Origin of the sequence: Cupriavidus sp. IDO (assembly GCF_000812465.1) — a bacterium.
Lineage (GTDB): Bacteria > Pseudomonadota > Gammaproteobacteria > Burkholderiales > Burkholderiaceae > Cupriavidus.
The window spans coordinates 18,774-45,706 of sequence record NZ_JWMA01000047.1; the positions used below are offsets into that span (position 1 = coordinate 18,774).

A 26,933-nucleotide genomic window follows, 5' to 3' on the forward strand; every position below is an offset into this window, starting at 1 on the left:
GCTCTTTCGCCTGCTTCGCCGACGCGTGGCGTGCCGATCAGAGCAGCTTGCCGGAGCCCGAGAGCTGTGCCGGGTTCGCGCCGTTGGCGGTGTCGGGCTGGTTGAGTGTTTGCGAAGCGACCCGGCGCAGTGCGGTCTGCAGCGGGACCCTGCTGTCGTCCGGCGGTTCCTGGGCGCCCTGGCTGGCGTCGCCAGGGGCGGCAGGCACCGGCATGCTGCCGGATTCCTCGAGCGAGGTGTACGGTGCATACTCCGGCACGATCGACTGCACTACCGTCTGGATCTTCAGTTCGTCGCGGCTCTCGCAAGCCGCGTAGAGCGCGCGCAGCCGGTCGCGCAATTCGCCTTCCTCGAGGCGCTCCTCACGGGTGCACATGATGCGCTCGTGTTCGCTGGGCGTGACGTTCCCGCCGATCAGCAGCTCCTCGTAGAGCTTCTCGCCCGGCCGCAGGCCGACGATCTTGATTTCGATGTCGCCGTTCGGGTTCTTGCGGGTCCGCTCCATGAGCCCGGCCATTTCAATCATGGTCCGGGCCAGGTCCGCGATCCGCACGGGCTGGCCCATGTCGAGCACGAAGACCTCGCCGCCGCGCGCCATCGCACCGGCCTGGATCACCAGCTGCGCCGCCTCCGGAATCAGCATGAAGAAGCGGATAACGTCAGGGTGGGTGATCGTGATCGGCCCGCCCCGCTCGATCTGGCTGCGGAACAGCGGCACCACGGAGCCGGAAGAGCCGAGCACATTGCCGAAGCGGACCATCGAAAACACCGTGCGCGTGCCCTGTCGCGCCGCGGCAGCCTGGAAGATCAGCTCCGCGATGCGCTTGCTGGCGCCCATCACGTTGGTCGGGCGCACGGCCTTGTCGGTCGATATCAGCACGCAGGTCTGCACGCCGAAGCGGTCGGCCATGTTGGCGATGGTGACCGCGCCGAGCACGTTGTTGCGGATGCCTTCCGGCATGTTGGCTTCGACCAGCGGCACGTGCTTGTAAGCCGCCGCGTGGTAGATGGTGTCCACCTGCTGGCCCTGCATGGCAGCGGCCACGGCGTTGGCGTCGCAGACCGAGCCGATACGCGCCAGCAGCGGCAGCGCGGGGAAGGTCCTGCGCAGCTCCTGCTCCACCGTGTACAGCGCCCACTCGGAATGGTCGAATATGATCAGCTTTTGCGGCAGCTGCGTGGCGACCTGGCGGCACAGCTCGCTGCCGATGGAGCCGCCAGCGCCGGTCACCATCACGACCTTGCGCTGCGTGCACTTGGCGAACAGCGCCTCGCGGGGCGGCACGACCGGGCGGCCGAGCAAGTCTTCCACCTTGACTTCGCGGATGGACTGCATCGTGATCTTGCGGTCCACCAGCTCCAGCAGCGTCGGCAGCGTGCGCACGCTCACGGCATAGCGGTGCAGCTTGTCCACGATTCGCTTGCGCCGCTCCGGCGGCAGCGACGGCACTGCCAGCACGACTTCGTGGATGCCCAGATGCTGCAGCTGCTCCTTGATGCGCGATGTATGGAAGACAGGCAGGTCGGAGACGGTGTGGTTGTCGAGCGAGCGGTCGTCGTCGAAGAAGCATACCGCCTCGTGATCGACGCTGGCGCGCATCGCGCTCGCGAGCTGGAAGCCTGCCTCGCCGGCGCCGAAGATGCCTACCCGCCGGATCGGCTGCGCGCGGGCGCCGCGCCAGCGTTCCGTACGGCGCAGCGTGGCGCGGATCAGGAAACGCGAGATCACCACGTAGGCGAAGGCAATGAACCAGTAGATCAGCAAGCCGGCGCGCGGCAGCCGGCTGTCGTTCGTCACGAAAGACACCCCGTAGGTCAGTGCGACCAGGGCAGCCAGGCTGACGCCGGCCACCCACAGCACCTTGAGGTCGATAAAGCGGACCACGGTCCGGTAGAGACCGCTGAACGAGAACACCGGGATCGTGCAGGCCGCGATGAACAGTGGCGGCAACGCGCCGTACTGGAGGATCAGTTCCTCATTGCCGGCACGCAGCAGCAGCGCGAGCGTGAAGCACAGCGGCAGGGCCAGCAGGTCGGCCGCAATCATCAGGACGATCTTCTGGCGACGCGACAGGGAAGCCGGATTCAGAAATTGCAGGCCGGTCATGTCCGGGCTCCCGGGGACACCGACGCGGTCAGGTCCGCTGACAGGGTCGCTGCTGCCCGTACGTCCGAGCGACCGGGAATGGCGGGCACATCTCGAAGCATCCTCATCGGGGGTGTCCAGTGACGGCTCTTGTCATGTTCTGATGGCGCCGGCGCCTGGCCAGGGCAAGGCCAGGTCCGTCCGTCGCCGCTGCTCACACTAAGCAACGAACGCTGTGTGAGTACGCCTCTCTGGAGAAGTATCGTGCCTGCGTGATCGGACGCAATCGGGCTAAGTGCGTTGCCGAACGTCGATTGCAGGTGGATGCGCGCGGACGCAGAAATGGGTACGCATGCCGCCGGTGCGGGCCGCGGTGGCTGCGACAGAATGATGGGAAGCGGATGGTGTGCCGGCCGATATGTCCTGCTCCTGCGCATGCAGGCGGGTCGTATCGGGCCGGCTTCCGGTGTGCGCGGTCAGAACGCCGCGCCGGCACTGGAGGAGTAGGCAGCTTCGCCGTGGCTGACCGTGGCGGCCTGCCTGACGCCGTCGCTGCGGCAGTTCCGCGTCTGGCGCTCGTCCCCGCTGACCCATTCCAGCGTGGCGCCGCGCTGCAGCGCTGCATACACGGCTTCGCCCTTGTTGCGGACCTTGAGGCGCTGGTAGAGCGTGCAAGCGTGGCTCTTCACCGTGGCAACGGAGATGTTGAGCATGCGGCTGACCGTCTTGATCGGGTAACCGCGTGCCAGCAGCACGAGGACTTCATATTGGCGCGGCGTGATCTTGAGCATTTCCGCTTCGTCGTAGCCCGGCTCTTCTTCGGCCATGGCCGGAGCGGGTGCCACGGCTGCCGGCGCGGCGAGCGGCTGCCCGGGCTTCAGCCCGGTCAGGTCGCGTACCGCCACGGCGCTGCGCAGGGCGCTGCGGGGGGCGGAAGCGCAGGCCGCCGGCAACAGTTGCTCGCCCTGCATTGCCGCACTGAGCGGCAACGGCGCGGCCGATGCCAGTGACTGTGTCACCGGCATTGCCGAACGCGAGGCCGAGGGCATGGCACCGGTTTCCGCGGTGAACAGCAGGCCTTGCACACCGGATACCGCCAGGCGGATCGCCGCTTCGATGACCGCCAGCGAGGCCGATTTCGGCAGGCAGCCGCAGATGCCGCGCGCGCTGTCGGCATTGGGCACATGCAGCGGCAACAGGTCGGCGAGCACCAGGATGCGCTGAGGCGCAAGCAGATTGCGGGCAAGATCAAGCTGCTCCCATCCCGCCGCGGTATCCGCGGGCATGCCGAAGACCAGCAGATCGGCGTTGCGAGGCGGGCTGTCCAGGCGGACAAGGTCGGCCGGCGCGAGCGCCATGACATGTCCGGAGTCCTGGATGTTCTCGAGCATCTGCAGCAGCCCGAGACGGAGCAGAGGATGCTCCTCGATCAGCAAGGCGTTCATTTGATTCACTCCCCGTTAGTGACGGGCGGGAGTGCGGGACGCTTTGCGTATGGAGGGAGAGTGCGGGACAGCGGGCACTACTCGTGCCTGGCTGGACAGCCATACCCCCCGTGCTTCCATGTCCCGCCTGTTCCGTTGTGGATGGAACTTGTCGGCGCAACTGGAAGATTGACCCGAACCCCGAACCCGAAAATCTCGCTCCTGAATCGGCTTAAATTCATCTTATGGGCTGGTTGAATGGAACGCAACCCTCCCGATTTGGAACGGGACGAGGTGGGAATGAAGGCGGTTTCATAATCCGCCATAAAAGGCCACGGCAGGGCCTCCTTATGTTCCGCAAACGCCATGCCGGCGCGGGATGGCGGGTGTTTCAACATTGAGACAACGCTTTTGAAAGCGTTGCATTGCTGTAACCGAATCCATTATCCAGTGGCCATTAACGTACCCGAGATAACCCTTTTGGGTGGACCCCGTAATATATCTACGGCCAGCCTGCTGCAATTATGAAACTCTTATTTCAGCACCTGTTGCGAAATACCCGGGAGGAATTTACAACGGGTCGGGCGCATGGACTAGTGCTTAAGGATGGGTGACGATTCGCTCGTCGGGATGAGGCCGGGAGCAGTGGGCCGCACTACTGCCGGAGGCTTGCCACCAACCCGGCGTCGGGACGTGGCAAGCCCGCATGGTAGGGCTTCGGTTTGTCAGCGTGCCCAGTAGCCCGGGCGCATCACCCAGCCGTGCGGCCCCTGGACCCAGCGATCAGGCATATAGCGGTAACCGGGGCGCTGCGCCTGCCAGTAGCCACCGCGCCAGTCATAGCGGCCGCCTCGGGCAACCCAGTGGCCCGGCACCCATGCCTGGCCTGGACGAGCTGCCGGGCGCGGCTCATAGCGCGGCGGCGGGGGCGGGTGGCCATAGGCGTATCCCGGGGGCGGGGCGGGGTACGCGTCGGCGGGGGCGATCAGGCCGAACGAGGCGCCGGCGGCGAGGACGGCAGCGGCGAGCAGTAGTTGGCGTTTCATCTGGATTCTCCTGGTATCAGTCAGGGCGGGCGGCGCGGCGCGCGTCGCATCAATAGCGGTCGTGGTAGTAGTGGTAGCGCGGCGGCGGGCCACCGCGCGGCGGCACCACGATGCAGGCGGAAAGCAGGGCCGCCGTGGTTGACAGCAGTACCACCAGGGAGAGGGCGCGTTTCATGTTGTGGCTCCGGATCGGTTCGCGTTGAACATGGCTTCAATGTAGCGACGCGTGCCGGCGCTGCGTGCTTGCACTTGTAAGGCCGTCTCACATCGTGCGTGAACCGGCAGTGGCTGCCGGCGAATTCTTGCGGCAGCCCGCCAGGCCTTCCGGCACAAGGGATTCAGGGACGCGCGCAAGGTCCGCCCGATCTTGCCGGTGATCCCTTGCCAGCGTAATGTGACGTTACATCGGAAATAAATATCGCAAAGGTTTGCTGCCCGGACCGGCATCCTGGATGCGGAATCGGCTTGTCCGGGCAGCGTGAAATCGCACGCAGAATTGGGTACGCTTTGGCGGTGCGCCACGCCTCAACGTGGCGCGCGCCGCTCCCCGGAGCAGTGCGTCCGGGCGCGCGAGAAGGCGCGATCGGCCCATGCCAGGGAGATGGCCGATGGCACGAAGCTTGCACAATGTCCTGCGGAGTTTGGGAAATTCACCACGTGTGCTTGAAGGAGGCGCCATGCCGGTCATGCTCATCGTGCTGGCCCTGCAGATGCTGCAGGGGTTGACGCCCGCCGCCGGCGCGCTGTTCGCGCTGCCGGTGGCGGTCGAGGCAAGCGACGGCGCCGCCGTCATCGAACAGGCCATGCTGCGATGACGCGCCCCGCTTCACGTCGCGTGCGTGTCTCTCCCCCAGTCCGGCGACATCAACGACATCCACCCTGACGGAGAGACCATGAACCGCAGCGACGTGACCGACCTCATCATCGAAGCCAAGGTCAGGCGCGGCATCACCTGGGCCCAGGTAGCCGAACGCGTAGGCAAGAGCAAGGAATGGACGACGGCCGCGTGCCTGGGCCAGATGGTATTCGACGAGGCCGGCGCGCGCGCCGTGATGGAGATCTTCGGCCTGCCGGCGGAAGCCGAGCCCTGGCTGCGCACCGTGCCATACAAGGGCTCGCTGCCCACGCAGGTGCCGACCGATCCGCTGATCTACCGCTTCTACGAGCTCATCAGCGTCTACGGGACCACCTTCAAGGCCCTGATCCACGAAGAGTTCGGCGACGGCATCATGAGCGCCATCGACTTCCGCATGGACCTGCAGCGCGAGCCCGATCCGAACGGCGACCGGGTGCGCATCGAGATGTCGGGCAAGTTCCTGCCCTACAAGACTTACTAGGCCCCGGCTGGCGCTGAAAGGGGGCCTGCCATCGACGCACCGTAGCGCGCCGGATCAAGTCGCGTAGTGAGCGCAAACACCAGCGCCACGCAAGCGAAGTGATACCACCAGCCGGCCAGGAAGTTGCCGCTGCGGTCATGCAGGACAGCGGTGATCCAGGGGGCGAGCGATGCCAGCAGGAAGCCGCCGCCCTGCATCAGCGCCCCCAGCGCGCCGGCGCTGTCAGGATCAGGCAGGTGATCGAGCGCCACCACCAGATACAAGGCAAAGCACCCGCCAAGGCCCGCGCCGCCGATCATCGCCCAGGCGTGCGGCGCGAGGTTGGGCCATACCGCCAGGCCGGCAAAGCCGATGGCTTGCAGCACAAGCGCGAGTGCCATCCAGGCCCGCCGGTCGCGCTTGCGCGCCGCCAGCGCAGGCAGTGCGAGTGCGGCAGCGGCCTGGGCAATTGCCATCAGCGCGACCAGGCTGCCGCTCTTCCCGGCGCTCCAGCCGTGGCTCTGATAGAAGGGCGCGAGCCAGGCCACCAGCGAGGCATAGCCGCCGTTCATCACGCCGAAGCAGCCCATCAGGAGCCAGGTGCGGGGCCGGCGCAGCAGACGCAGCGTAGAGCCCGAGGCGGCACGGTTGGCCGCTTGCCGGGCACCTGAGGCGCGCGGCAGCGTGCGCCATGCCAGCACCAGGGCGGCCCAGGCCGGCAAAGCCCACAGCGCCAGGCCGTCACGCCAGTTGCCGGCCATGCTGGCCACGAAGGGCGTCAGCTGCGCACCCAGTGCGCCGCCGCCCATCAATGCGGCCGAGTAGAGGCCCATGACCGGCGCCACGCGGCTCGGGAATTCCTGCTTGATGATGCCGGGATACGCCGCCTGCACCACGGCCACGCCCAGCCCGCACAGCGCGGCGGTGGCAATCAGCAGCGGGCCGTCCGCCACCCCCAGCCGCAGCGCGGATCCCGCTCCCAGCAGCACCAGCGCGCCGATGATGGCGCGGCGCGCGCCCAGGCGCTGGCGGATGGCCGGCGCGACAAACGCGCCGACCCCCATCAGCAGCATCGGCAGCAGCGTCAGCCACGCCATGCCCTGGTAGTCCAGCCCGGTACCCGCGCGGATGGCGGGGGCCAGCGGGCCCACGGCGGTCAGGAAGGGCCGCAGGTTCAGCCCGATCACCACCACGGCAGCCAGCATCTGCCAGCGCGGTGCCGCCGTGGCGGCAAGTGCCCGCTCAGACACCGGACTTGCGCGGCCCGTACAGCTGCGCGGCGGAGATATCCACCGGCACCCGCGTCAGCGGCAGCGGCGGGGGCGTCAGCGAAAGACGCAGGGCCTGGTAGGCCGCCTCACTGGACAGGCCGTACGGCGCGGCATCCGCGTTGTCGAAGGCGTAGTAGACCGCCTCGACGCCCGCCATGGTCAGCGCGGCCAGGCACATCGGGCAGGGATGGCCGCTGGCGTAGGCCACCGCGCCGGGCAGGTCCGGGCGGCCCAGCTTGCGGCTGGCGGCGCGCAGGGCTTCCATCTCGGCGTGCGTGGTCGGGTCGTGGCTGTGGACGATGTCGTTGACGCCGGTGACAACCGCCTCGCCGCCGATCGCCAGCACGGCGCCGAACGGCCGGCCGCCGCGGCGCAGATTGGCCTCGGCCAGGCGTACGGCCTCTTGCATGAACTGTTGATGGGTCGTCATGGGATTATTGAAAGTGAGTGCATGCTCGCGCGGGAATCACAATTGGGAGCCCGGATCGCCAGATGCGAAGGCATCAATCTACGCTCGGGTTTGATGATTGGGAAATTAAATGATGAAATCATCTGCAGTGGAAAATCGAATGGATGCCTCACCATGCATGACGCCCGCCTGGACCCCGTACTGATGCAAAGCTTTGTCGCCGTGGCGGAGAGCGGCAGCTTCACCCGTGCCGCCGAGCGGGTGCACCTGACCCAGTCAACCGTCAGCCAGCAGGTGCGCCGGCTGGAGGAGCAGCTCGGCTGCGAGCTGCTCGACCGCGGCGGGCGCTACGTCACCACCACGCCAGAGGGCGAGCGCCTGCTCGGCTATGCGCGGCGGCTGCAGCAGCTGATGGCCGAGGCGGTGGAGCAGGTCCGGCAAAGCGCCGGGCAGGGAGAAATCCGGCTGGGGGTGCCGGAGGATTTTGCGGCGCAGACGCTGACGCCGATGCTGGCCGGGTTTGCCGATACCTGGCCGGGCGTGCGGCTGGAGGTGACAAGTGGCCTGAGCCACGAGTTATGGCAGCGCTTCCAGGACCGCGAGCTGGATCTCGCGCTGGTCAAGCAGCGCGTCGGGCATGCAGCCGGCGTAGCCTGCTGGCCCGAGCCGCTGTGCTGGATCGACAGCCGCGAGCGTCCCGCCGCGGCACGCGATCCCGTGCCGCTGGTGGTGTTCCCCAGCGGTGGGCTTTACCGCGGCGAGATGACCCACGCGCTGGACGCCAGCGGGCGGCGCTGGCGCATCGGCTTTGTCAGTGCGAGCCTGGCCAGCATCCGCTCGGCCGTGGCGGACGGGCTGGGGATCAGCCTGCTGCCGCGACGGCTCGCCACCGCCGCCCACCGGATCCTCGACGGCGAAGCGTGGCTGTCCGACGTGCCGGACGTGGAGCTGACCCTGCATGCCCAGCCCGACCCTTCCGCCGCGGCGCGCGACATGATGGGCCGCCTGGTGGCGCTGTGCGGCCAGGCCATGCACGGGCCGTAAGCGGCCGCTTCAGGATTGACTCAGGGCGGGTTCAGGGTGATCGCGGGCGCGGGCCGGTCAGCCGAAGAACTCGTTGTAGTAGCGGGTGCAGGTACCGGTCTGGCGGAACGTGTACGGCAATTCCGCCATGGCGGCGGCGTCCAGCGAACCGAAGGGGATGTCGAGGTCGGAGGCCTCCTGGGTCAGGCCGTGGTTGTCGAGGCGGCTGTCGGGACGGGTGATGTGCTGCGAAGTCATGTCAGGCTCACTTGTAGTGCCGGGCGCCATGGGTGCCGGCGCCGTCGAAACGTGAATCAGCGGAATTTCCGCCTGCAAATGATCCTAACCGCGGATGCCGTTCCGGTCAGCCATCCGGCGCAGAACACACTGTTTCTGAATTGCGTCCAATCGTTATGCCAGGCGTCACATTCCGCACGCTGGCGGGCGATCGGCAAACTGCTGTTGCTGGCCGGGGCAGGGTCTATAGTGGCTCAGGAACGCTTGGCAACGCAGGAGTACGCCATGACTGTGCCACCGTGCTTTGCAGATCGCCGCGAGGCCGGCATCTACCTTGGCAGGCGGCTGGCCGAACTGGACTTCGGCAAGCCGCGCGATGACGTAGCGCCGGCGCTGGTGCTGGCCCTGCCTCGCGGCGGTGTGCCGGTGGCATTTGAAGTGGCGCGCGCGCTGAATGCCCGGCTCGATGTGCTGCTGGTGCGCAAGATCGGCGCGGCGGGCTATCCCGAGCTGGCGCTCGGCGCCGTGGTCGAGGGCGATGCCGGCGGCAAAGGTCCGCATACCGTCGTCAACGACGACCCGTGGGCGCAGCGCGCCGTCGAGAGCGGCAGCTTCGATGCCGAGCGCGGGCGCCAGCTCAACGAGATCACGCGGCGCCAGCAACGCTATCGCGGCGGCAAGCCGGTGCCGGCAATGGCCGGGCGCACGGTGATCGTGGTGGATGACGGCGTGGCCACCGGTGCCACCATGCGTGCTGCGCTGGAAGGCGTGCGCATGGCCGGCGCCGCGCAAGTGGTGGCCGCCGTGCCGGTGGGGGCGCAGGATGGCCTGGCCAGCCTGCAGCCGGCTGCCGACCAGGTGATCTGCCTGAACACGCCGCCCAGCTTCGGCGCGGTGGGTGCCTTCTACCTCGATTTCACGCAGACCAGCGACGACGAGGCGCTGGCACTGCTGCGCGAAGCGGCATCGTGGCAGGTGAGGTGAGCAGGCGCCGAGCTCAGGCCTTCGTCCGAGCCTTATCCAGCCTGGCCTTCAGGTGCGGCACCAGTCCGCCCGCAGCCAGGATCGCAAGCAGGAAATCCGGAATCGGTTCGCAGGGGACGCTGCAGCCATCGGCCAGCTGCAGCAGTGCCTTGTCCAGGTTCAGCCGCACGCGCAGTCCGTCGGCCAGCCGCGAGGTGTCGGGGCAGACCAGCACTGGCAGGCCGACATTGATGGCATTGCGATAGAACAGCCCGGCGAACGACGGCGCGATCACCGCCTGCAGGCCCAGGTGGCGCAGCGCCTGCGGGGCCTGCTCGCGCGAAGAGCCGATGCCGAAGTTCTCTCCCGCCACCAGCACATCGCCAGCACGCACGGACGCCGGAAACTCGGGGCGCAGCGCCGCCAGGCAATGGCTTGCCAGCACGTCCAGGCTGGCTTTCATATGCACGGCCGGGGCCATCGCATCGGTGTCGACGTTGTCGCCGAAGCGCCAGATGCGGCCGGTCGGCGCGGGGGGGAAACCGGGGGCGGGTGTCATGCAGGGGTGTTCAGGACAGAAGCGTGCGGGGGTCGGTGATGTGGCCGGTGACGGCGCTGGCGGCGACAGTGAGCGGCGAGGCCAGCCACACCGCGCTGCCGGCATCGCCCATGCGCCCGGAGAAATTGCGCGCGGTCGAGGCAATGACGCGGCTGTCGGCCGGGAAGCGCGCCGCGCCATAGCCGGCACAGGCGCCGCACGCGTTGGGCAGCAGTTCGGCGCCGGCATCGGCCAGGATGGCGAGCGTGCCTTCGCGCGCGGCCTGCTGCTGGTCGCGCAGCGAGGCGGGGGCGACCTGCAGCGATACCCCGGCGGCAACCCGCCGCCCGCGCAGGACGCTGGCGGCCATGCGCAGGTCTTCCAGCTTGGCGCCGGTGCAGGCCCCCAGATAGGCGATATGCACGGGTTCGCCGGCGGCCTGTTCCACTGGCGCGCTGTTGGCGGGCGAATGCGGCGCCGCCACCTGCGGCGGCAGCGCGCCGGCATCGAAACGATGCGTGGCCAGCAGCGGCGCGTTGGCATCCGTGCGCCAGCGGGCCAGCTCGATCGCCTCCAGGGTTTCGGCAGGCACGCCAGTGGCGGCCAGCCAGTCCATGGTGACGGCATCCGGGGCGATCAGGCCGGTCTGGGCGCCCAGTTCAGCGCTCATGTTGGACAGGGTCATGCGCTCCTGCATGGGCAGCGCGCTGACTGCCGCGCCGGCGTACTCGAGCGCCTCGTAGCGGCCCCCGCCAAGGCCCAGCCGGGCGCAGAGGAACAGCACCATGTCCTTGGCGCACACGCCCGGCGCCAGCGCACCATCCCATTGCAGGCGGATGGTCTGCGGCACGCGCAGCCAGATCTCGCCGGTCGCCAGCACGCCAGCCATCTCGGTGGCGCCGACGGCGAACATATAGGCGCCGAATGCCCCACCGGTGGGGCTGTGGCTGTCGCCGCCGACAATAAAGCGGCCCGGCAGCACGTGGCCGCGCTCGGGCAGCACGACATGGCAGATGCCTTCGCCTTCAATCAGGTGCGTGCCCGCCTGGCGGGCCCAGTCGCGCGTAAAACGGATGATTGACTCAGACTCGGCATCCGCCGCCGGCACGAAGTGGTCGGTCACCACCACGTAGCGCGACGGATCCCAGACCTTCGCGCCCAGCTCCTGCAGCAACGGTGCCACCCGGCGCGGGCCGCTGGAATCGTGCGACATCGCCAGGTCGACGCGGCACTCCACCAGCGAACCCGGCTCGCAATAGGCGAGCCCCGCGGCGCGGGCGACCAGCTTCTGGGCCAGCGTGGCAGGCGGCGGCCCGGGCGGCAAGGCGTCGGCGATCGGCGTGGTCATTCCGGAGTGGCTCCCGAATACCTGACCACCGCGGCCCATCGCTTCACGTCCTGGCGCACGAACCTGGCAAATGCCTCGGGCGAGGTGCCGAGCGGCTGCGCTCCGTCGGACTCCAGCCGCTTGCGGACGGCGGGCGACTCGAGCCCCTTGTGCGCGGCCTGGTAGATGGCCTGGGTTACCTCGGGCGGCAGGTCCGCGGGTCCGAACAGCCCGAACCATGCGCTGGACTCAAAGCCCTTCACCGTCGCGCCGATGGGTGCCGCGCCGGGGAACTGTGGCAGCGGCGCGGGGCTGGTCACGCCCAGCACCTTGAGCTTGCCGGCCCTGACATGCGGCAGCACGTTGAGCGTGCTCGCGAACATCAGGTCGCACTGGCCCGCGAGCACGTCGGTGATCGCCGGCGCGGTGCCCTTGTATGGGATGTTGACGATGTAGGTGCCGGTCATCATCTTGAACATGTCGCCGGCCATATGCAGCGACGACCCGACCGAGCCGATCGCGAAATTGAGCTTGCCCGGCTCGGAGCGGGCCAGGCGGATCAGCTCGGGAACGTTGTTGGCCGGCAGCTTCGGCGTGGCGACCAGCACGCTGGGCACCGTGGCCACCAGCGTGATCGGCGTGAAGTCCTGCACCGGGTCGAACGGCAGCTTCTTGTACAGCGTGGCGTTGATGGTATGGCTGGTGAAGCTCATCAGCAGTGTGCTGCCATCGGGCGCGCTCTTGGCGACCAGGTCGGCGGCAATGTTGCCACCCGCGCCGGGGCGGTTTTCGACCACCACCGGCTGGTCCAGCTGCTGTGACATTTCCTGGGCGAGGGTGCGCGCCAGCGTGTCCGTGGTGCCGCCGGCCGGGGCACCGACCAGGATGCGGATCGGCTTGCCGCCGGCGATCTCCGCGCGTGCAGCCTGCTGCGGCGCCAGCACGGCCAGCAACGCAGCGCTGACTGCGATGCCGGTCAGCCGCACGGCTGAAGCAACCGCGGCGGCGCGCCGCTTCTGGCTTGGCGAATCTGTCTGGCAGGACTTGCCCAGGCGGAACACTGGCATGACGACGGCTCCTAGAAGTGATTAGGAGTACGCAGTATCGCCCGGATCGGGCCGGATTGCTCCGCCGCCTGCCGTTCAGTCGCGCAGGCCGGGCCGCGTTTCATTCTCGACCCAGACATTGGCGCTGTCGCCCCCCGCGGGCGACAGTTCCATGCGGTACTCGTAGCGGTCGGGCCGGTACTGGCCGAGCAGGAACTGCACGGGACGGCCCGACTTGTCCTGCACCACGCGCCGCACCGCAAGCAGCGCGCCGCCAACGGGCACATCGAGCAGCGGCGCGACCACGACGTCGGCCAGCCGCGCCGACAGGATCTGGCTGGCGCGGCCCAGCTGCACGCCGTTGGCTTCAAGCAGCCTGAGCACTGGCGTCTCTTCCAGCGCCTTGCGCGTGATCGGGCGGCCAAGCTCGGCGGGCAGGTAGACCGTGATGTGCGAGAGCGGGCGGTTGCGGTAGTGGCGCACGCGCACGATCTTCACCACCGGATCGCCCGGATTCAGGTTGAGCGCTTCGGCCACGTCGGGGGTCGCGTGGACTTCGTCGATCGAGATCACCTTCACCGACGTCTTCTGGCCCATGTCGATGATGTTGTCGAGCAGGCTGCTGGCGCCGCGTTCTTCACTGACCGCCGGCCTGACCGGGTGCGGATTGACAAAGGTTCCCAGCCCGCGATGCCGGCGCACCAGGCCTTCCTGCACCAGGCGGTCGAACACGCGGCGCATGGTCACGCGCGAGGCATGGAACTGCTTGGCCAGGTCAATCTCGCCCGGCAAGGGGCCCTGTCCGAAGCGGCCCTCGACGATCTGCTGGCGCAAGACGACGTAAATCTGGTGATACAGGGGAACGACGGCTTCACTCATGGTTTCCCTTGTGGAGAGATGACAAGTCTGTAATGCCTCTAATGTACTTTAAATCAGACATGACGCCTAGCAAAGTGACCGGTTGTGGCGGTTTCGGGACTAGGCGCGGCGGCAGCTGTTGCAAGGATGCATCTCGGCCCGTGCGGCGCGACAATCGCGCGCTCCCGCATCGGGGCAATGTCTTCTTAACGCCGCCGTGGCCGGGGCCCGCGGCATGCGCCCTGAAGCAGGCGTCCTCGCGCCTGAAGGGGCTTTGCATGAGAGGCGGCGAGTGCACCGCTGCCTGCGGTGTTTCAATGCCGATACGCACCCAGGCGCATCGTGCAATCCCCGACTATTGCATTAACAAACTGAAAAATAAGGGTTTTTCCTTCCGGCGGTAAACCCCTCGCGAGGGCAGGCCGGTCTCTGTGTCACAGCGGTGTGACATGTCGTCTGCGATGCACAGCAACATCGACGCGCCAGAGTGCCGAGGGGTGCCAGAAGTTCCCGTGTGACGGCTTGGCGGGCCTTGTAATACAAGGGATTGCCACTGCGGGTGGCGAAGCTGGCACCGATTATGCGCAAGGAGAGGCTGGTTTGGCAGGGTGCCAGACCTGAACCTCCAGCCGTCGTTCCGGTTGAGCGCCGGCCGGAGGCTGAGCCGCCGTGTACTTCTCCTGGGAGCTTCGTATGAACAAGACACTACTTGCGTCGGCGATTGCGCTGGCCTTTGGCTTTGGTAGTCAGGCCATGGCAAACCCGACAAACAACAACGAGAAAACGGGCACGACCAATACGCAAACCGCGACCGCGACCTCGACTCAGTCTGGCGCCGGCCCCTCAGCGAATGAAAATTCGTGGGCTACTCAGGCGAATGGCAACACCAGGACCAGCACCAGCACCAGGACATCAACGAAGGTCAAGACCGACCAGGATTTGAGTGGTTATGGCAATGCGGCCGCCGCCAATGGCGGTACGGCAACCGCCAACTTTTCCAACTCGTTCAACACGAACAAGGCATTGGCGATCAGCAGGCTGAGCGGGACGGTTTCCGGCAATTCGATCGCGGCGATCGGTAACAGAGCCGGAAACTGGGGTAACGCCAATGGTGCGTCAGGCGGAACGGGCGGCAACGGCTATGGCGGCAATGGCGGTAACGGTGGTAACGGTGGTAACGGCGGCAGCGCTACCAACGGCAGCGCTACCAATGGCGCTGTGACCAACGACGGCGCGCACGCCGGCAACGGCGCGGCAGGCGGTGCTGCGAGCGGCACGGGTGGTGCTGGCGGAGGCGCAACGTCGCGTGGCGGCGGCGCGCTCAGCGCCAGCCTTGGTGCCGGCGGCAGGGGTGGCTATGGCACCGGCAGCGGCGGTAGCGCTGCCAGCCTCGGCGCGGGCGGCCGCGGCGGCTATGGCGGTTCGGGCTCAGGTACTGGCGGCGGCGCGCTTGGCGCCAGCGTCGGCCTAGGCGGCGACACGCATGCCAGCGGCAGCGCGGGCAATGGCACCAGCGCCAATGGTTCGGCAACGACCGGAGCAGGTGGTGCAGGCTCCGGCGGCGCGACGACGGCATCGGGTGGTGCAGGTAGCGCCGGCGGTGGCGCCGGCGGAGCTGGCGGTGCAGGCACCGCGACCGCGACCGGCGGCGCTGGCAGCGGCACCGGCGGCGCAGGCGGCGCGGGCAGCGGCGGTGCAGCCACGGCGACGGCTGGTGCATCCACCAGCACCGGCGGCGCGGGCGGCGCGCAAGGCAGCGTTGGCGGCGCGGGTGGAGCAGGTGGTGCGGCCACCAACGGCAGCGCCACTGGCTCGGCGTCCAACGGTAGCGCCACGGCCGGCAACGGTGCGGTGGGTGCTGTTGGCGGTACCGGCGGCGTTGGCAATGGTGCGGTCGGTGGTGCCGGCGGTGCTGGCGGCACCAACACGGTCAATGCCGGCTCGTTCGCCATGTCCAATGTCATGACCAGCGTTGGTCAGACGGCAGCGGGCATCATGGTTGCCAATCAGAACCTTGGCGCCGCATCGCTGGTGCAGCAAAGCGTCAATGTGCAGGCAAACCTGAGCGTCGGACACTGAGGCGTGAGCGGCGTCGGCTGGCCTGCCCCGCGCAAGCGGGCGGGCCGGACGGTGCCGGTGCATGGCTTCAAGCCGACAGGATGGGGTTTCCCGGCGTGCGGTTCGCGCCGGGGGGCCTGCCTGGCATAGCAGCCTGTAGGTTCCGCAGCGGCCGGCCGGATGGGGCCGGGCGCGGCGGGCGTGAGGAGACGCATCATGCAACCGATTCGCACTGCTGCCACAGCACTGGCGGCAGCATTTCTGACCTGGCCATTCGTGCAGGCCCAGGCGGCTCCTGCGATGGAGAATGCTGCTGCAGTGACGCCGGTCACCGTGGCTGGCCCCGTTGCACAGCCTGAGGCAAAGGCAGGCGGCGTGACGCAGGCAGCGAGCAATCCTTTTGGCACGACTGCAGTCGCGGTCTCGAGCGAAAAGCTCGATGGCGTGCGCGGCGGGGCCGAGCTGGTGGTCAATGACATGCGCTTGCACGGCACCGTCGCCGACAACGCCGCGGTCAATACGCTGACCGGCAGCAACGTCGTGACGGAGGGCGCATTTGCCAATGCCGCGGGCATACCGACCGCGATCCAGAACTCCGGCAACAACGTGCTGATCCAGAACGCGACCATCGTCAACGTCCAGTTCAAATGATGAAGATGCTGCGAAGACAGCTGGGGGTACTGGCATATGTCCTGACCATGGTCGGCATGCAACCGGCCCTGGCGGACCGGGCCATCATCTATGGGCCAGTCGGCGAGTACTACAGCGTACCGGTCACCAGCCTGCGCGAAGCACGCTTCAAGACCACGATCCGCCAGCAGTACGACTTCAGTTGCGGCTCGGCCGCGGTGGCGACGCTGCTGACCTACCAGTACGGCGATCCCGTCAGCGAGCAGCTGGTCTTTGCCAATATGTATGTCAATGGCGACCAGGCCAAGATACGCCAGGAAGGCTTCTCCTTGCTAGATATGAAGCGCTTCCTGGAGTCGCGCGGCTTTCTGGCCGACGGCTATGAACTGCCCCTGTCCAAGCTGGAGGAAACCCAGGTTCCGGCGATCGTTCTGGTCGTCGAGAACGGCTACCACCATTTCGTGGTGGTCAAGGGGGTCAAGGGCGACCGCGTGCTGATCGGCGATCCGGCACGCGGCACGCGCGCTATTTCGCGCGAGCATTTCGAGCAGATCTGGGAAAGCCAGCTGTTGTTCGTGATCCACAACCGTACAGAGAAAGCACGGTTCAATCTTGCCGCCGACTGGCGCGTGGCGCCAAGCGGCCCTTACTGGATGGGAGTCAACCGGGATAGCCTGTTCTTCACCGTCATGCCTTCGCACGGCGGTAGCGATTTCTGAGGAACACATCATGCTCCAGACATCCGCGACAAATCCGGCTGCCAGCCGCTACGGCGGATCGGCGACGGCGGCAATGCTGCTGGGCGCGGGCATGGCCTGTGCCGGCGCGGCGCAGGCCGGCGAGCAGCCATTGCCTGAAGCGCCCGCACCGCTCGAAGCGGCGGCCATGCCCGCACAGTCGGCGCAGGCCAGCGAGCTGTCATTGCCCGAGGCGCCCGCAGCGCCCGAAGCGGCGGCCGTGCCCGCACAGCCGGCGCAGGCCAGCGAGTTGCCATTGGCCGAAGCGCCCGCAACGCCCGAAGCAGCGGCCATGCCCGCGCAGTCAGCGCAGGCCGGCGAGCTGCCATTGCCCGAAGCGCCCGCAGCGCTCGAAGCGGCGGCCGTACCCGTGCCGGCATCGCAGGCCCGCGAGCCGCTATTGCGCGAAGCGCTCAACGCGTTGGACATGCCCGCGCAGCCAGCGCAGGATGCGTCAGGCAGCAAGGCGCAAAGGCACCAGAAACACAACACGCTCACGGCTGCGCGCAGCAGCATGACCGGCTGGAAACCGGTCGGACAGGAACGCCTGGACGACATGCGCGGTGGCTTCGATGTCGGCGGGCTGCAGGTTTCGTTCGGTATCGAACGCGCGGTGTATATCAACGGGGCACTGGTGGTTGCAACCAGCATTAACATCCCCGATGTCAGCCGCATCACCACCGACCAGGCAACGAAGCTGGCTGCCGCGCTGGGACCGTCGATCATCAGCGCGACGCAGAACTCCGTGAACGCATCGCTCGCGGGCAGCCCGGCCACGGCCGGCATCCAGCTGGGCAACGGCGGCAGCGCGAGCAGCGCAGGCGCGTCGGCGTCGGCCAGCGGCGGCGCGGGTGCTCCCGGCAGCGCCGGCACGGCTGCGGCGAACGGGGCTTCAGCCAGCAGTACCGGCGCGGCCGGCTCGTCGATGGTGGTCATCGGGACGCCTGCCGGCCAGGTGGTGACCAACGGGGTGATGACCGTGATCCAGAACGGCCCGGGCAATGCTGCGGCCGTGGGCTCGATGGCGGGAGCGCCGGCAACGGTGATCCAGAACACCCTGAACAACCAGAGCATCCGGAGCCTGATGACAATCGACGCAAGCGTGAATACACTGCAGGCATTCCGGAACCAGGTGGCAAGCGCAGCGCTCAACAACGCGCTGTTGCGGGCCGCAAGCATGAGGTAGTCGTAGCGAAGGCAAAACGCAGGGCAGGAGCCGACTCCTGCAAATCCAGTCTGCCGTCCCGGGGGAGGAAGACGTCATGAAGAAGCGGTCGATGCAGGGCATCCGCAACGCCGGATGCTCGACGTTGCTGTTACTTGGAGGCCTGGCGCAAGCCCAGACCCCGCCAGAAGCGGGGCCACCCGCCGCGGGACTGGAATCGCTGCAAAAAGAACTGGCCGAACAGGCGACCCAGCTGGAGGCGATGAAGCGCGCGCTGGCGGAGCAGGAAGCCGTGATCCGCGAGTTGCGCAGCGTGATCGGTCCCGACGTCCTGGCGAGGAAGCGCGGTGGTGCCGGGCCGGGTATCACACCCGGCGACAATGCCACCAATGCCACGGCAGCGGCCGCGGCAGCCGGGGCCAACGCCACCCAGAGCGTCCCCAACAACCTCGTCATCACACCAGAGCCCGGCAGCGAGCAACAGGCCGGTGCGCAGCCTCAGCAGGTGCAGGGGCAGCCGCAGCAAGGTGAGTCGGCGCAGCCGCAGGCGATTGCAGGCGCAGCGGAAGAGCCGGTAGGCAGGCCACCGGAGCGCGATACCCGCCCGCCCGAGATCGCACCGATTACCGACCAGCCCGGCGTGCTGACGGCGGCCGGCAAGTTTGTCGTGGAACCGGGCTTCCAGTACGGCTATTCATCGAACAACCGCGTGGCGCTGGTCGGCTACTCGATCATTCCCGCCATCCTGATCGGCCTGATCGATGTGCGCGAGGTCAAGACCTCGACCTATATCGAATCCATTGCGATGCGCTACGGCATCACCAAGCGGCTGGAGATCGAGGCCAAGGTGCCCTACGTGCAGACGTCCGGTTCCACCATCAGCCGCGAGGTGTTCACCGGTACCGCTGTCGACAATGTCTTCAACTCCAGCGGCAAGGGGCTCGGGGACGTCGAGGCGACGCTGCGCTACCAGATCAACTATGGCAGCGAGAAGATCCCGTACTTCATCGGCTGGCTTCGCTACAAGTCCGCTACCGGCAAAGACCCGTTTGAAGTCGTCACCGATTGCGTGACGCGCTGCGTGGGCAATACCACCGGCACCGGCCTGCCGCTCGGGCTGCCCACCGGCACCGGCTTCCAGGCCATCCAGCCGGGCATCACCTGGCTGCTGCCGACCGACCCGGCGGTGTTCTTCGGCACCTTCAGCTACCTGCACAACTTTGCGCGCGACAATGTCAGCCGCACCGTGCTGAACGGCGACAAGGAATTCCTCGGCAAGATCGCGCCCGGAGACATCTTCGAGTTCAGCTTCGGCATGGGCCTGTCGCTCAACGAGCATGCATCGTTCAGTATCGGCTATGACCAGGCCATCATCTGGCCGACCAAGCAGAACGGCCAGACCGTGCCGGGGTCGGTGCGCGTGACACAGGGCACCTTGCTGGTGGGGTATTCATACCGCTTCAACAACCGCTATACGCTGAACCTCTCGGTGGGCGCCGGCCTGACGCGCGACACCCCCGACCTGCAGGTGAATGTGCGCCTGCCGATCACTTTCTGAGGCGTATCGGGGGCGGGACGTGACGCGCGCCGCGCACGCGTGCGCCACAACTGCCGGCTCATTCGTGAGGCGCCTTGCGCTTGGCGCATGAACGGCGTACAAAGAAATAACCCCGTCCCGCAGACGGAACACCCACACCATCGGGGCGGCCTTGATAACGAGGAGAGAGACATGCGCAAACGCATCTTCTGGTTGTTGCCCGACCTGCCGAGTGCCCGCCGCACCATGGACGACCTGTTGCTCGCCCGCGTCGAGAACAGTCACATCCATTTCGTGGCGCGCGACGGGGCCGACATGACCGGCCTGCATGAAGCCAACTTGTTCCAGACCTCGGACATCGTGCATGCCGCGGAGATGGGGCTGATGGTGGGTGGCGGCGTTGGCGTCGTGGCCGGCGTGGTGGTAGCCATGTTCCCGATCGTGAGCGATACGCCGCAGTGGGGCCTCGTGGGCGTGCTGGCGGTGCTTGGCGCGGTGTTCGGCGCATGGGCCTCGAGCATGATCGGCAGTTCGGCACCCAACAGCCGGCTACGCGCGTTCGAAAAGGATATCGAGGCGGGCAAGATCCTGCTGATGGTGGACGTGCCGCGCAGCCGTGTCGAGGAAGTCGAAATGCTGCTGCAGACCGCGCATCCCGAAGCCAGCTTTGCGGGTCTCGACCCGGCCGTGCCTGCATTCCCCTGACCGATCCTGCGTCTTTTTCCCCAGCGCGCCCGCGTGGCGCGCCCTGATGCGCGTTCCCCCGCGCATCGCTGCGCCACATCGGAGCCGGCAACCGGTTCCGGTGTGATGCCGCAGCAACAGCTCCCCTTCTTGCCGTTTGCCCCGCTGGTGGGGTTGATGTAACTTGCAGATCGTTGCGCAGCTATGCATGCGCGGCGCATAGAACGAATTCAAGAACATCACGCCGAACGGGCGGAGGGGGCAGGAGATGAAGGCAACATGGATTGCTGGCGGCATGCTGGCCGCCGCGCTGGGATGGGTCGCGCCAACCGCAGGCGCGGAACCCGGGGTAACCAGAACATCGATTCGCATCGGGCAATCGGCGGGCGTCACGGGTCCTGTCGCCGGCTCGGTGAAGGAGCAGATCGCCGGCGCGCAGGTTTACCTGAAGACGGTCAATGCCAACGGCGGCGTAGGCGGGCGCCGCATCGAGCTGGTGACCTACGACGACGGCTTCGACGCCAAACGCACGCCGGACAATGTGCGCAAGCTGATCCAGGACGACAAGGTGTTTGCGCTCTTCATGGTGCGCGGCACGCCGCAGAACGAGAGCATCCTGCCCATCATCGCCGCCGAGAAGGTGCCGCTCGTCGCCCCGCTGACCGGAGCGATCACGCTGCATCGCCCGGTCAACCGCTACGTGTTCAACGTACGCGCCAAGTACCAGGACGAGGTGGCCCGCGCCATCAATCACCTGTCCACCTCCGGCATGAGCCGGATCGCGATCTTCTACGCCAGCGACGGGTTCGGGCAGGACGTGTTCGAAGGGTTCAGCACTGCGCTGCAGGCGCGCGGCACGCAGCCCGCGGCCAGTGCGAACTTTGTCCGCCCGATGGGCGATATCAGCCAGGGCGTGGCATCGGTCAGCAAGGCCAAACCGCAGGCGGTGCTGGTGATCGGCTCCGGCTCGGAAGCGGCGCGCATCATCAGGGAGCTGCGCAAGGCAGGCAGCGAGGCGCAGTTCGTCACGCTGTCGAACAACGCCGCCGACTCCTTCATCAAGGAGCTTGGCGAAGACGCGCGCGGGCTGATCATCACGCAGGTGGTGCCGGGCACGAACTCCAGCCAGATGACGCTGGCCTCGGAGTATCGCAGCATGGCCAGGCAGCAGGGCATCGAGCCTACCAACGCGGGCATGGAAGGCTTCATGTCAGCCAAGGTGCTGGTCGAAGGGCTGCGCCGCGCCGGCTCCGACCTGACCCGCGAGCGCCTGATCAATGCGCTCGAAGCCATGCGCGACTACGACCTCGGCGGCATCCTGATCAGCTATGGCCCGCAGCGCCATACCGGCTCGTCGTTCGTGGAGATGTCGATCGTCTCGTCGACCGGCAAGCTGATCCGCTGACGCCCGGGATACCGGAGGCCGCTGTGCCTCCGGCAAGTGCGCTGTGCATGATATACACGACCAGGCCGGCCCGGCGCGCACAGCCCAAAAGGCTGCGGTATAGTGGCCCGCATGGCTACTTCCACCACTCCCTCTTCCACGCCTGACGCCGCCGCTGCGGACAGCGCAACAAGCGCGCCTCGCACGCCGTTCTCGCTGCACGGACGCGTTGCGCTGGTGACCGGCGGTGCCCAGGGCCTGGGCCTTGCCATCGCGGCGGGCCTTGCCGATGCCGGCGCGCACGTGCTGATCGCGGCGCGCAGCGAACAACGCGTCGCGGACGCCGTGGCGATGCTTGCCGCGCGCGGCGGCAGCGCAGAGGCGCTGGTGCTCGACGTGACCGACGAAGCCGCCGTGGCGTCAGCCTTCGAGCGCATCGAAGCCCGGCACGGCCGCCTCGACATCCTCGTCAACAACGCCGGCGCCCGCAACCGCAGCACCATGGCAAAGCTGGACGCCGGCGACCTGCGCGCGATGCTCGAGACCAATCTCGTGGCACCGTACGCGCTCTGCCGGCACGCCGCGCAGCTGATGCGCCGCGGCCAGTACGGCCGCATCGTCAACGTCACGTCGATCGCCGGACAGGTGGCACGTGCCGGCGACGTGCTGTATCCCGCGACCAAGGGCGGGCTGGATGCACTCACGCGCGCCATGGCCGCCGACCTCGGCCGCTACGGGCTGACCGTCAACGCGATCGCCCCCGGTTACTTCGCCACCGAGCCCAACCAGCCGATGGTGGAAGACGAGAGCGTCGCCGAATGGCTGCGCCAGCGTACCTCGCTGGGACGCTGGGGACAGCCGGACGAGGTGGCTGGTGCCGCAGTGTTCCTTGCCTCGCCGGCCGCGTCATACATCACCGGACAGGTGCTGGCGGTGGATGGCGGATACCTCGGACATTTCTAGTCAACCGTAAAGCGTACTCAATTCTGCGTACCCCTCAGCCCCGACTCCGGCCCTTGCCGGAGCCCGCGGGCCTGCCGCTTCCATAGTGCTCGCGCAGGCAATCGATCATGGCGGCGGCGGCCGCTGAATCGCTCCGGTCTTTCAGCCGCACCAGGCAGATGTCCCGCACCAGCGATGGCATCTGCAGCGGCCGGATGGCCAGTCCCTCGCGGCGGAACTGGAACAGCGCCAGCGATGGCACGGCACTGATGCCCAGCCCCGCTTCCACCAGCGCCGCCACCGTGGCCAGGTGCTCCACCTCCATCACGCTGTTCAGGCGCAGCGGATGCAGCGCCGCATCCAGGTGCTGGCGCACGCTGCTGGTCCGCGACAGCTGGATGAACGGCAAGCCGGCCAGCGCCTGCGGCTGGACGCGCCGCTTGCGCGCGAGCGGATGGTCGGCCGGGCACACCAGGTGGAAGGTGTCGTGCACCAGCGGCTCCACGCGCAGGTCGGTGTCCTGCGCCGGAGCCGGAGCCAGGGCGAAATCGGCGCGCCCGCGCCGGACCAGCTCGATGCAGCCATCGGCCAGCTGGTCGAACAGCTCGAGTGCGATGCCCGGATAGCGCTGCCGGAACGCAGCCATCAGCGGCGGCAGGTCGCCGCCCGCCAGCGACGGCAGCGCCGCGATCGAGACGCGCCCCTTGCGGCGCTCGGCGTGGTCGCGCAGGTCTTCGAAGGCGGCTTCGAAATCGCCGAGCAAACGCCGCGCCGTTTCCTCGAAGCGCAGCCCGTCAGCGCTCAGCTCTACGTGCCGGGTGGTGCGCTCGAACAGGCGGCTGCCCGCCTGTTCCTCCAGCGTCCGGACCAGCGCGCTGAAGGCCGACTGCGACAGATGGCAGGCACGCGCCGCACGCGTGAAGTTGCGATACGTGGCCAGCGCAACAAAGGCACGCAGGTGCTTGACCGAAAGGTTCATGAGGCAAATGCCGATTCATCTGGTTAATCGCTAGATTAATCCAAATAATCCATTTTTTGGCTGGCTGATCCGGACCTAGAATGCATTCACCGGACAAGATCATGGTCCGGCAACCGATTCCCGCAATCTCGATCCAGGCCTGCCTCCGACCATGACTGCTCCCCTGCTGATCGGCTCCGGCGCCGGTTTCTCCGGCGACCGCACCGATGCCGCCTTGCCGGTGGTCCGCACCCTGATTGCGGCCGGCGGACCCGCCGCGCTGATCTTCGAGACCCTGGCCGAGCGCACGCTGGCGCTGGCGCAACTGGCACGGCGCAGTGACCCTGAGCACGGCTACGAGCCGCTGCTCGATGCCCTGCTCTCGCCGGTGCTGGCGCTCTGCCTGCGCCACGGCATTCCCATCATTGGCAATTTCGGCGCGGCCAATCCGCGTGCCGCGGCGCGGCGCGTGTGCCAGCTGGCGGCGGAACTGGGCCTGGCAGCGCCGCGCGTGGCGGTGGTGGAGGGCGATGACCTGTCGCACGACGCGGGCCGCGCGCTGCTGCGCGGCATTGTCGGGCCGGATTTTCCCGAGGCGCGTTTCGTCTGCGCCAACGCTTACATCGGGGCACAGGGCATCGCCGACGCGCTGGCCGGCGGCGCGCAGGTCGTGGTGTGCGGACGCGTTGCCGATCCGGCGCTGGCGGTGGGCCCGGCGATGGCGCACTTCGGCTGGTCGTGGCAGGACTGGGACCGCCTTGCCGCCGCCACCATGGCCGGGCATCTGCTCGAATGCGGGGCACAGGTCACGGGCGGCTACTTTGCCGATCCGGGCATGAAGGACGTGCCGGATGTCCATGCGGTGGGCTTCCCGATCGCACAGCTCGATGCCGACGGCGGCATCGAACTTTTCAAGGCAAGCGATACCGGCGGCTGCGTCGACCTGCGCACGGTCAAGGAACAGCTGCTGTACGAAGTGCACGACCCCGCCGCGTACCTGACGCCCGACGTGGTTGCCGACATCAGTGCGGTCACGGTGACGCAGCTCGGCAAGGATCGCGTGGCGGTGCGAAATATCCGCGGCCATGCGCGGCCGGAGCAGCTCAAGGCCAACCTCTTCTACGAGGGCGGGTGGATGGCCGAGGGCGAGATTTCCTACGCGGGTCCCAATGCTGCCGCGCGTGCAAGGCTGGCTGCCGATATCGTGCGGCGGCGCATGGCGATGCTCGGCCATGACGTGCCCATCCGCTTCGACCTGATCGGCGTGCTGAGCGTGCTGGCCGACGATGGCGGCGCGATGCTCGCGCAGCCACAGCCGCATGAAGCCGACGCGCAGGATGTTCGCCTGCGCGCGGCGCTCGCCCACGAAGACCGCGCCGTGGCGCAGGCGCTGCTGCGCGAAGTCAACGCGCTCTACACCTGCGGCCCCGCCGGCGGCGGTGGCGTGCGGACGGCACAACGCGCGCGGCTCAATGCCATGTCCTGCCTGGTGCCACGCGAAGCCGTGACGCCGCGGTACGCTTTGATCGCCTGAACGGAGTCCCGACATGACCACGACCGCCGCGCTCTACCAGTTCGCCCACGGCCGCACCGGCGACAAGGGCGACCGCTCCAATATCAGCGTCATCGCCTACGATGCGCGCGATTACGATCACCTGGTCACGCACGTGACCGAAGCCGCGGTGCAGGAGCTGTTCCGGCATCGCCAGCCGTCGGCCGTGACGCGCTACCTGGTGCCGTCGCTGCACGCGATGAATTTCGTGATCGACGGTGTTCTCGATGGCGGCGTCAACGATGCGCTCAATCTCGACGCGCACGGCAAGGCGCTGTCGTTCCGGCTGCTGCAGCTGCAGATCCCGCTGCCGCCGCGGCTGGCGGCGCACGGCGGCTGACGCCGATTACCCCGATCCACGACCTACAACGATTTCAACAGGAGACACAGATGTCCGGACTTCTCAGGCCCCTGGCCGCTGCCGCCGCGCTCGTCGTCCTTGCCTTGCCCGCGGGCCAGGCGTGGGCGGAGTTTCCCGACAAGCCGATCCGCTTCGTGGTGCCGTTTGCCGCAGGCAGCGCCACCGACCAGCTTGCGCGCGCCGTCGGCCAGGCGGTGACGGTGGACAGCAAGGTCACCGTGGTGGTCGACAACAAGCCGGGCGCGAATGGCTTTATCGCTGCCAGCGATGTTGCCAAGGCCGCGCCCGATGGCTACACCATCCTGATCACCACCAACACCACGCACGCCGCCAACGAACATCTGTTCAAGAAGCTGCCCTACGACCCGGTGAAGGACTACACGCCGGTCACGGCGCTTGGGCGCGGCGGCCAGATTATGGTGGTGAACCCGCAGGTGCCCGCGAAGACGGTGGCGGAGTTCATCGCACTGGCGAAGAAGCAGCCGGGCAAGCTCAGCTTCGGCAGCGGCAGCTCGTCGTCGCGCATTGCCGGTGAACTGTTCCAGCAGATGGCGCATGTGGAACTGCTGCACGTGCCCTACAAGAGCAATCCACTGGCCATCACGGACCTGCTCGGCAACCAGATCCAGATGATGATCACCGATACCGCGACCGGCCTGCCGCAGGTCAAGAGCGGCAAGCTGCGCGCGCTGGGCGTGTCCGGCAAGAGCCGTTCGCCGCTGGCGCCGGACGTGCCGACCATCGACGAGGCGGGCGTCAAGGGCTACGAGATGAGCTACTGGTTCGCGGCCTACGCACCCGCCGGCACGCCGCAGCCGGTGGTGGCAAAGCTCAACAGCCTGCTGGTGAAGGCAGCCCGCAGCGATACGGCGGCGAGCTTCTACAAGTCCACGGGCACCGAGGTGTTTACCAGCACGCCGGCCGAACTGGCACGCTTCCAGTCGCAGGAATCCGGCAAGTGGGGCCGCATCATCAAGGCGGCGAATATCCAGCCAGAGTGAGCTGGCGCAACGGCCGGCATTGGGCTGGAAAGCAAAAAACGGGGCCAGTCGGCCCCGTTTTTTGTCACGCAGAAACGGGTACGCTTTGGGCTCGATCCCACCCGCCAGCCCTTGCGGCGTCGGGGATGGGTGCACTTTGCGGTGCAGCTCACGCACCTGCATGGCTAGCCTGGAAGGCTGGTCTGGTATCGAGGCTTGTATTGGTTGATTGCCATCGTGGGGCCGCATTTTCATGCGGTTTTTTTTGTGGGGCTGTTGCTGATGTGCCTGAGGGCGGTGGCTGCGGTTTGGCGCTGTCGTAGGTCGACGGCCCGGTTTCGCCCTGAAGGGCGACCTACTTATATGAACGCGCCCCGGTTTGCAAGGTAAGACGAACATGC

The 26,933-nt window shown here is 67.5% G+C and carries 27 protein-coding genes; 15 read left to right on the plus strand and 12 right to left on the minus strand.

Features of this window, described 5'->3' with window-relative positions:
* Positions 1–37: 37 nt before the first annotated feature.
* From RM96_RS16195 to RM96_RS40525, 4 genes are all read right to left on the minus strand, one after another.
* A complete protein-coding gene (locus RM96_RS16195) occupies positions 38–2,107 on the minus strand; it encodes a polysaccharide biosynthesis protein (protein ID WP_039011998.1) in 2,070 nt (689 codons plus the stop codon).
* Between the two features lie 455 nt (positions 2,108–2,562).
* On the minus strand, positions 2,563–3,531 hold the full coding sequence (locus RM96_RS16200; RefSeq protein WP_039012000.1) for a response regulator transcription factor: 969 nt from the start codon (positions 3,529–3,531) through the stop codon (positions 2,563–2,565).
* Positions 3,532–4,235: 704 nt separating this feature from the next.
* Positions 4,236–4,556, minus strand: a complete 321-nt coding sequence (locus RM96_RS16205) for a YXWGXW repeat-containing protein (RefSeq protein ID WP_039012002.1) — start codon at positions 4,554–4,556, stop codon at positions 4,236–4,238.
* 49 nt (positions 4,557–4,605) lie between these two features.
* Positions 4,606–4,731: a hypothetical protein gene (locus RM96_RS40525; RefSeq protein ID WP_039012004.1), complete on the minus strand. Its 126-nt coding sequence runs from the start codon at positions 4,729–4,731 to the stop codon at positions 4,606–4,608.
* 502 nt (positions 4,732–5,233) lie between these two features.
* Here RM96_RS40525 and RM96_RS39365 point away from each other — a divergent pair.
* Together RM96_RS39365 and cynS are read left to right on the plus strand one after the other, a co-directional pair.
* Positions 5,234–5,371, plus strand: coding sequence for a hypothetical protein (locus tag RM96_RS39365; protein WP_193752465.1), 138 nt, complete (start codon positions 5,234–5,236; stop codon positions 5,369–5,371).
* 78 nt (positions 5,372–5,449) lie between these two features.
* Positions 5,450–5,893 (plus strand): cyanase, encoded by a 444-nt coding sequence (cynS, locus tag RM96_RS16215; RefSeq protein WP_039012006.1) that lies wholly within the window; start codon positions 5,450–5,452, stop codon positions 5,891–5,893.
* On the opposite strand, the gene RM96_RS16220 is transcribed toward cynS, so the two are convergent.
* Together RM96_RS16220 and RM96_RS16225 are read right to left on the minus strand one after the other, a co-directional pair.
* Positions 5,890–7,077: a cyanate transporter gene (locus tag RM96_RS16220; protein ID WP_082016575.1), complete on the minus strand. Its 1,188-nt coding sequence runs from the start codon at positions 7,075–7,077 to the stop codon at positions 5,890–5,892. The two genes, cynS and RM96_RS16220, sit on opposite strands and share 4 nt — an antisense overlap.
* A 37-nt stretch (positions 7,078–7,114) precedes the next feature.
* On the minus strand, positions 7,115–7,573 hold the full coding sequence (locus RM96_RS16225; RefSeq protein ID WP_082016573.1) for a nucleoside deaminase: 459 nt from the start codon (positions 7,571–7,573) through the stop codon (positions 7,115–7,117).
* A 153-nt stretch (positions 7,574–7,726) separates the two neighbouring features.
* Here RM96_RS16225 and RM96_RS16230 point away from each other — a divergent pair, with 153 nt between their 5' ends.
* Complete coding sequence (locus tag RM96_RS16230; protein ID WP_039012010.1) at positions 7,727–8,596, plus strand: LysR family transcriptional regulator; 870 nt, start codon at positions 7,727–7,729, stop codon at positions 8,594–8,596.
* Positions 8,597–8,653: 57 nt separating this feature from the next.
* Here RM96_RS16230 and RM96_RS16235 read toward each other — a convergent pair whose 3' ends face one another.
* Entirely contained in the window at positions 8,654–8,833 is a 180-nt protein-coding gene (locus RM96_RS16235) for a hypothetical protein (protein ID WP_039012012.1), read from the minus strand.
* 264 nt (positions 8,834–9,097) lie between these two features.
* On the opposite strand from RM96_RS16235, the gene RM96_RS16240 reads away from it, so the two are divergent.
* Complete coding sequence (locus RM96_RS16240; RefSeq protein ID WP_039012013.1) at positions 9,098–9,796, plus strand: phosphoribosyltransferase; 699 nt, start codon at positions 9,098–9,100, stop codon at positions 9,794–9,796.
* 13 nt (positions 9,797–9,809) lie between these two features.
* On the opposite strand, the gene RM96_RS16245 is transcribed toward RM96_RS16240, so the two are convergent.
* From RM96_RS16245 to RM96_RS16260, 4 genes are all read right to left on the minus strand, one after another.
* Positions 9,810–10,334, minus strand: coding sequence for a LeuD/DmdB family oxidoreductase small subunit (locus RM96_RS16245; RefSeq protein WP_039012014.1), 525 nt, complete (start codon positions 10,332–10,334; stop codon positions 9,810–9,812).
* Between the two features lie 10 nt (positions 10,335–10,344).
* On the minus strand, positions 10,345–11,661 hold the full coding sequence (locus RM96_RS16250) for a 3-isopropylmalate dehydratase large subunit (RefSeq protein ID WP_052279539.1): 1,317 nt from the start codon (positions 11,659–11,661) through the stop codon (positions 10,345–10,347).
* Positions 11,658–12,707: a tripartite tricarboxylate transporter substrate binding protein gene (locus tag RM96_RS16255; protein ID WP_039012015.1), complete on the minus strand. Its 1,050-nt coding sequence runs from the start codon at positions 12,705–12,707 to the stop codon at positions 11,658–11,660. The genes RM96_RS16250 and RM96_RS16255 overlap by 4 nt, the downstream gene beginning before the upstream one ends.
* A gap of 75 nt (positions 12,708–12,782) precedes the next feature.
* The gene (locus RM96_RS16260) at positions 12,783–13,565 is read right to left on the minus strand and encodes a GntR family transcriptional regulator (RefSeq protein ID WP_039012017.1); all 783 of its coding nucleotides are present in this window, start codon (positions 13,563–13,565) and stop codon (positions 12,783–12,785) included.
* A 672-nt stretch (positions 13,566–14,237) separates the two neighbouring features.
* Between RM96_RS16260 and RM96_RS16265 the strand changes: the two genes are divergently transcribed.
* The 8 genes from RM96_RS16265 (at position 14,238) to RM96_RS16300 (ending at position 22,702) form a co-directional block, all read left to right on the plus strand.
* Entirely contained in the window at positions 14,238–15,623 is a 1,386-nt protein-coding gene (locus RM96_RS16265; protein WP_039012018.1) for a hypothetical protein, read from the plus strand.
* 195 nt (positions 15,624–15,818) lie between these two features.
* Complete coding sequence (locus RM96_RS16270) at positions 15,819–16,253, plus strand: hypothetical protein (protein ID WP_039012020.1); 435 nt, start codon at positions 15,819–15,821, stop codon at positions 16,251–16,253.
* Positions 16,254–16,258: 5 nt separating this feature from the next.
* Complete coding sequence (locus RM96_RS16275) at positions 16,259–16,951, plus strand: C39 family peptidase (protein ID WP_039012041.1); 693 nt, start codon at positions 16,259–16,261, stop codon at positions 16,949–16,951.
* A 10-nt stretch (positions 16,952–16,961) separates the two neighbouring features.
* Positions 16,962–18,155, plus strand: a complete 1,194-nt coding sequence (locus tag RM96_RS16280; RefSeq protein WP_039012021.1) for a hypothetical protein — start codon at positions 16,962–16,964, stop codon at positions 18,153–18,155.
* Positions 18,156–18,231: 76 nt separating this feature from the next.
* On the plus strand, positions 18,232–19,692 hold the full coding sequence (locus RM96_RS16285; protein WP_039012022.1) for an acetate kinase: 1,461 nt from the start codon (positions 18,232–18,234) through the stop codon (positions 19,690–19,692).
* Positions 19,693–19,863: 171 nt separating this feature from the next.
* Positions 19,864–20,376: a hypothetical protein gene (locus RM96_RS16290; protein ID WP_039012023.1), complete on the plus strand. Its 513-nt coding sequence runs from the start codon at positions 19,864–19,866 to the stop codon at positions 20,374–20,376.
* 247 nt (positions 20,377–20,623) lie between these two features.
* Positions 20,624–21,760 carry an ABC transporter substrate-binding protein gene (locus RM96_RS16295; RefSeq protein ID WP_039012024.1) on the plus strand — a complete coding sequence of 379 codons (1,137 nt, stop codon included), beginning with the start codon at positions 20,624–20,626 and terminating at the stop codon, positions 21,758–21,760.
* A gap of 111 nt (positions 21,761–21,871) precedes the next feature.
* Positions 21,872–22,702 carry an SDR family oxidoreductase gene (locus tag RM96_RS16300; RefSeq protein WP_082016574.1) on the plus strand — a complete coding sequence of 277 codons (831 nt, stop codon included), beginning with the start codon at positions 21,872–21,874 and terminating at the stop codon, positions 22,700–22,702.
* Between the two features lie 34 nt (positions 22,703–22,736).
* On the opposite strand, the gene RM96_RS16305 is transcribed toward RM96_RS16300, so the two are convergent.
* The gene (locus tag RM96_RS16305) at positions 22,737–23,660 is read right to left on the minus strand and encodes a LysR family transcriptional regulator (RefSeq protein ID WP_039012026.1); all 924 of its coding nucleotides are present in this window, start codon (positions 23,658–23,660) and stop codon (positions 22,737–22,739) included.
* 151 nt (positions 23,661–23,811) lie between these two features.
* On the opposite strand from RM96_RS16305, the gene RM96_RS16310 reads away from it, so the two are divergent.
* Genes RM96_RS16310 through RM96_RS16320 form a run of 3 tightly spaced genes read left to right on the plus strand, consistent with a single transcriptional unit; the run spans position 23,812 to position 26,553 of the window.
* Positions 23,812–25,173, plus strand: a complete 1,362-nt coding sequence (locus RM96_RS16310; RefSeq protein WP_039012027.1) for an acyclic terpene utilization AtuA family protein — start codon at positions 23,812–23,814, stop codon at positions 25,171–25,173.
* A 13-nt stretch (positions 25,174–25,186) separates the two neighbouring features.
* Positions 25,187–25,531 (plus strand): AtuA-related protein, encoded by a 345-nt coding sequence (locus RM96_RS16315; RefSeq protein WP_039012028.1) that lies wholly within the window; start codon positions 25,187–25,189, stop codon positions 25,529–25,531.
* 50 nt (positions 25,532–25,581) lie between these two features.
* Entirely contained in the window at positions 25,582–26,553 is a 972-nt protein-coding gene (locus RM96_RS16320) for a Bug family tripartite tricarboxylate transporter substrate binding protein (RefSeq protein WP_039012029.1), read from the plus strand.
* Positions 26,554–26,933 lie beyond the last annotated feature (380 nt).

Bases quoted from the DNA above. Each gene is read 5' to 3' on its own strand.
- RM96_RS16195 (WP_039011998.1), bottom strand. From the start codon at position 2,107: ATGACCGGCCTGCAATTTCTGAATCCGGCTTCCCTGTCGCGTCGCCAG.
- RM96_RS16200 (WP_039012000.1), bottom strand. From the start codon at position 3,531: ATGAACGCCTTGCTGATCGAGGAGCATCCTCTGCTCCGTCTCGGGCTG.
- RM96_RS16205 (WP_039012002.1), bottom strand. From the start codon at position 4,556: ATGAAACGCCAACTACTGCTCGCCGCTGCCGTCCTCGCCGCCGGCGCC.
- RM96_RS40525 (WP_039012004.1), bottom strand. From the start codon at position 4,731: ATGAAACGCGCCCTCTCCCTGGTGGTACTGCTGTCAACCACGGCGGCC.
- RM96_RS39365 (WP_193752465.1), top strand. From the start codon at position 5,234: ATGCCGGTCATGCTCATCGTGCTGGCCCTGCAGATGCTGCAGGGGTTG.
- cynS (WP_039012006.1), top strand. From the start codon at position 5,450: ATGAACCGCAGCGACGTGACCGACCTCATCATCGAAGCCAAGGTCAGG.
- RM96_RS16220 (WP_082016575.1), bottom strand. From the start codon at position 7,077: ATGCTGGCTGCCGTGGTGGTGATCGGGCTGAACCTGCGGCCCTTCCTG.
- RM96_RS16225 (WP_082016573.1), bottom strand. From the start codon at position 7,573: ATGACGACCCATCAACAGTTCATGCAAGAGGCCGTACGCCTGGCCGAG.
- RM96_RS16230 (WP_039012010.1), top strand. From the start codon at position 7,727: ATGCATGACGCCCGCCTGGACCCCGTACTGATGCAAAGCTTTGTCGCC.
- RM96_RS16235 (WP_039012012.1), bottom strand. From the start codon at position 8,833: ATGACTTCGCAGCACATCACCCGTCCCGACAGCCGCCTCGACAACCAC.
- RM96_RS16240 (WP_039012013.1), top strand. From the start codon at position 9,098: ATGACTGTGCCACCGTGCTTTGCAGATCGCCGCGAGGCCGGCATCTAC.
- RM96_RS16245 (WP_039012014.1), bottom strand. From the start codon at position 10,334: ATGACACCCGCCCCCGGTTTCCCCCCCGCGCCGACCGGCCGCATCTGG.
- RM96_RS16250 (WP_052279539.1), bottom strand. From the start codon at position 11,661: ATGACCACGCCGATCGCCGACGCCTTGCCGCCCGGGCCGCCGCCTGCC.
- RM96_RS16255 (WP_039012015.1), bottom strand. From the start codon at position 12,707: ATGCCAGTGTTCCGCCTGGGCAAGTCCTGCCAGACAGATTCGCCAAGC.
- RM96_RS16260 (WP_039012017.1), bottom strand. From the start codon at position 13,565: ATGAGTGAAGCCGTCGTTCCCCTGTATCACCAGATTTACGTCGTCTTG.
- RM96_RS16265 (WP_039012018.1), top strand. From the start codon at position 14,238: ATGAACAAGACACTACTTGCGTCGGCGATTGCGCTGGCCTTTGGCTTT.
- RM96_RS16270 (WP_039012020.1), top strand. From the start codon at position 15,819: ATGCAACCGATTCGCACTGCTGCCACAGCACTGGCGGCAGCATTTCTG.
- RM96_RS16275 (WP_039012041.1), top strand. From the start codon at position 16,259: ATGCTGCGAAGACAGCTGGGGGTACTGGCATATGTCCTGACCATGGTC.
- RM96_RS16280 (WP_039012021.1), top strand. From the start codon at position 16,962: ATGCTCCAGACATCCGCGACAAATCCGGCTGCCAGCCGCTACGGCGGA.
- RM96_RS16285 (WP_039012022.1), top strand. From the start codon at position 18,232: ATGAAGAAGCGGTCGATGCAGGGCATCCGCAACGCCGGATGCTCGACG.
- RM96_RS16290 (WP_039012023.1), top strand. From the start codon at position 19,864: ATGCGCAAACGCATCTTCTGGTTGTTGCCCGACCTGCCGAGTGCCCGC.
- RM96_RS16295 (WP_039012024.1), top strand. From the start codon at position 20,624: ATGAAGGCAACATGGATTGCTGGCGGCATGCTGGCCGCCGCGCTGGGA.
- RM96_RS16300 (WP_082016574.1), top strand. From the start codon at position 21,872: ATGGCTACTTCCACCACTCCCTCTTCCACGCCTGACGCCGCCGCTGCG.
- RM96_RS16305 (WP_039012026.1), bottom strand. From the start codon at position 23,660: ATGAACCTTTCGGTCAAGCACCTGCGTGCCTTTGTTGCGCTGGCCACG.
- RM96_RS16310 (WP_039012027.1), top strand. From the start codon at position 23,812: ATGACTGCTCCCCTGCTGATCGGCTCCGGCGCCGGTTTCTCCGGCGAC.
- RM96_RS16315 (WP_039012028.1), top strand. From the start codon at position 25,187: ATGACCACGACCGCCGCGCTCTACCAGTTCGCCCACGGCCGCACCGGC.
- RM96_RS16320 (WP_039012029.1), top strand. From the start codon at position 25,582: ATGTCCGGACTTCTCAGGCCCCTGGCCGCTGCCGCCGCGCTCGTCGTC.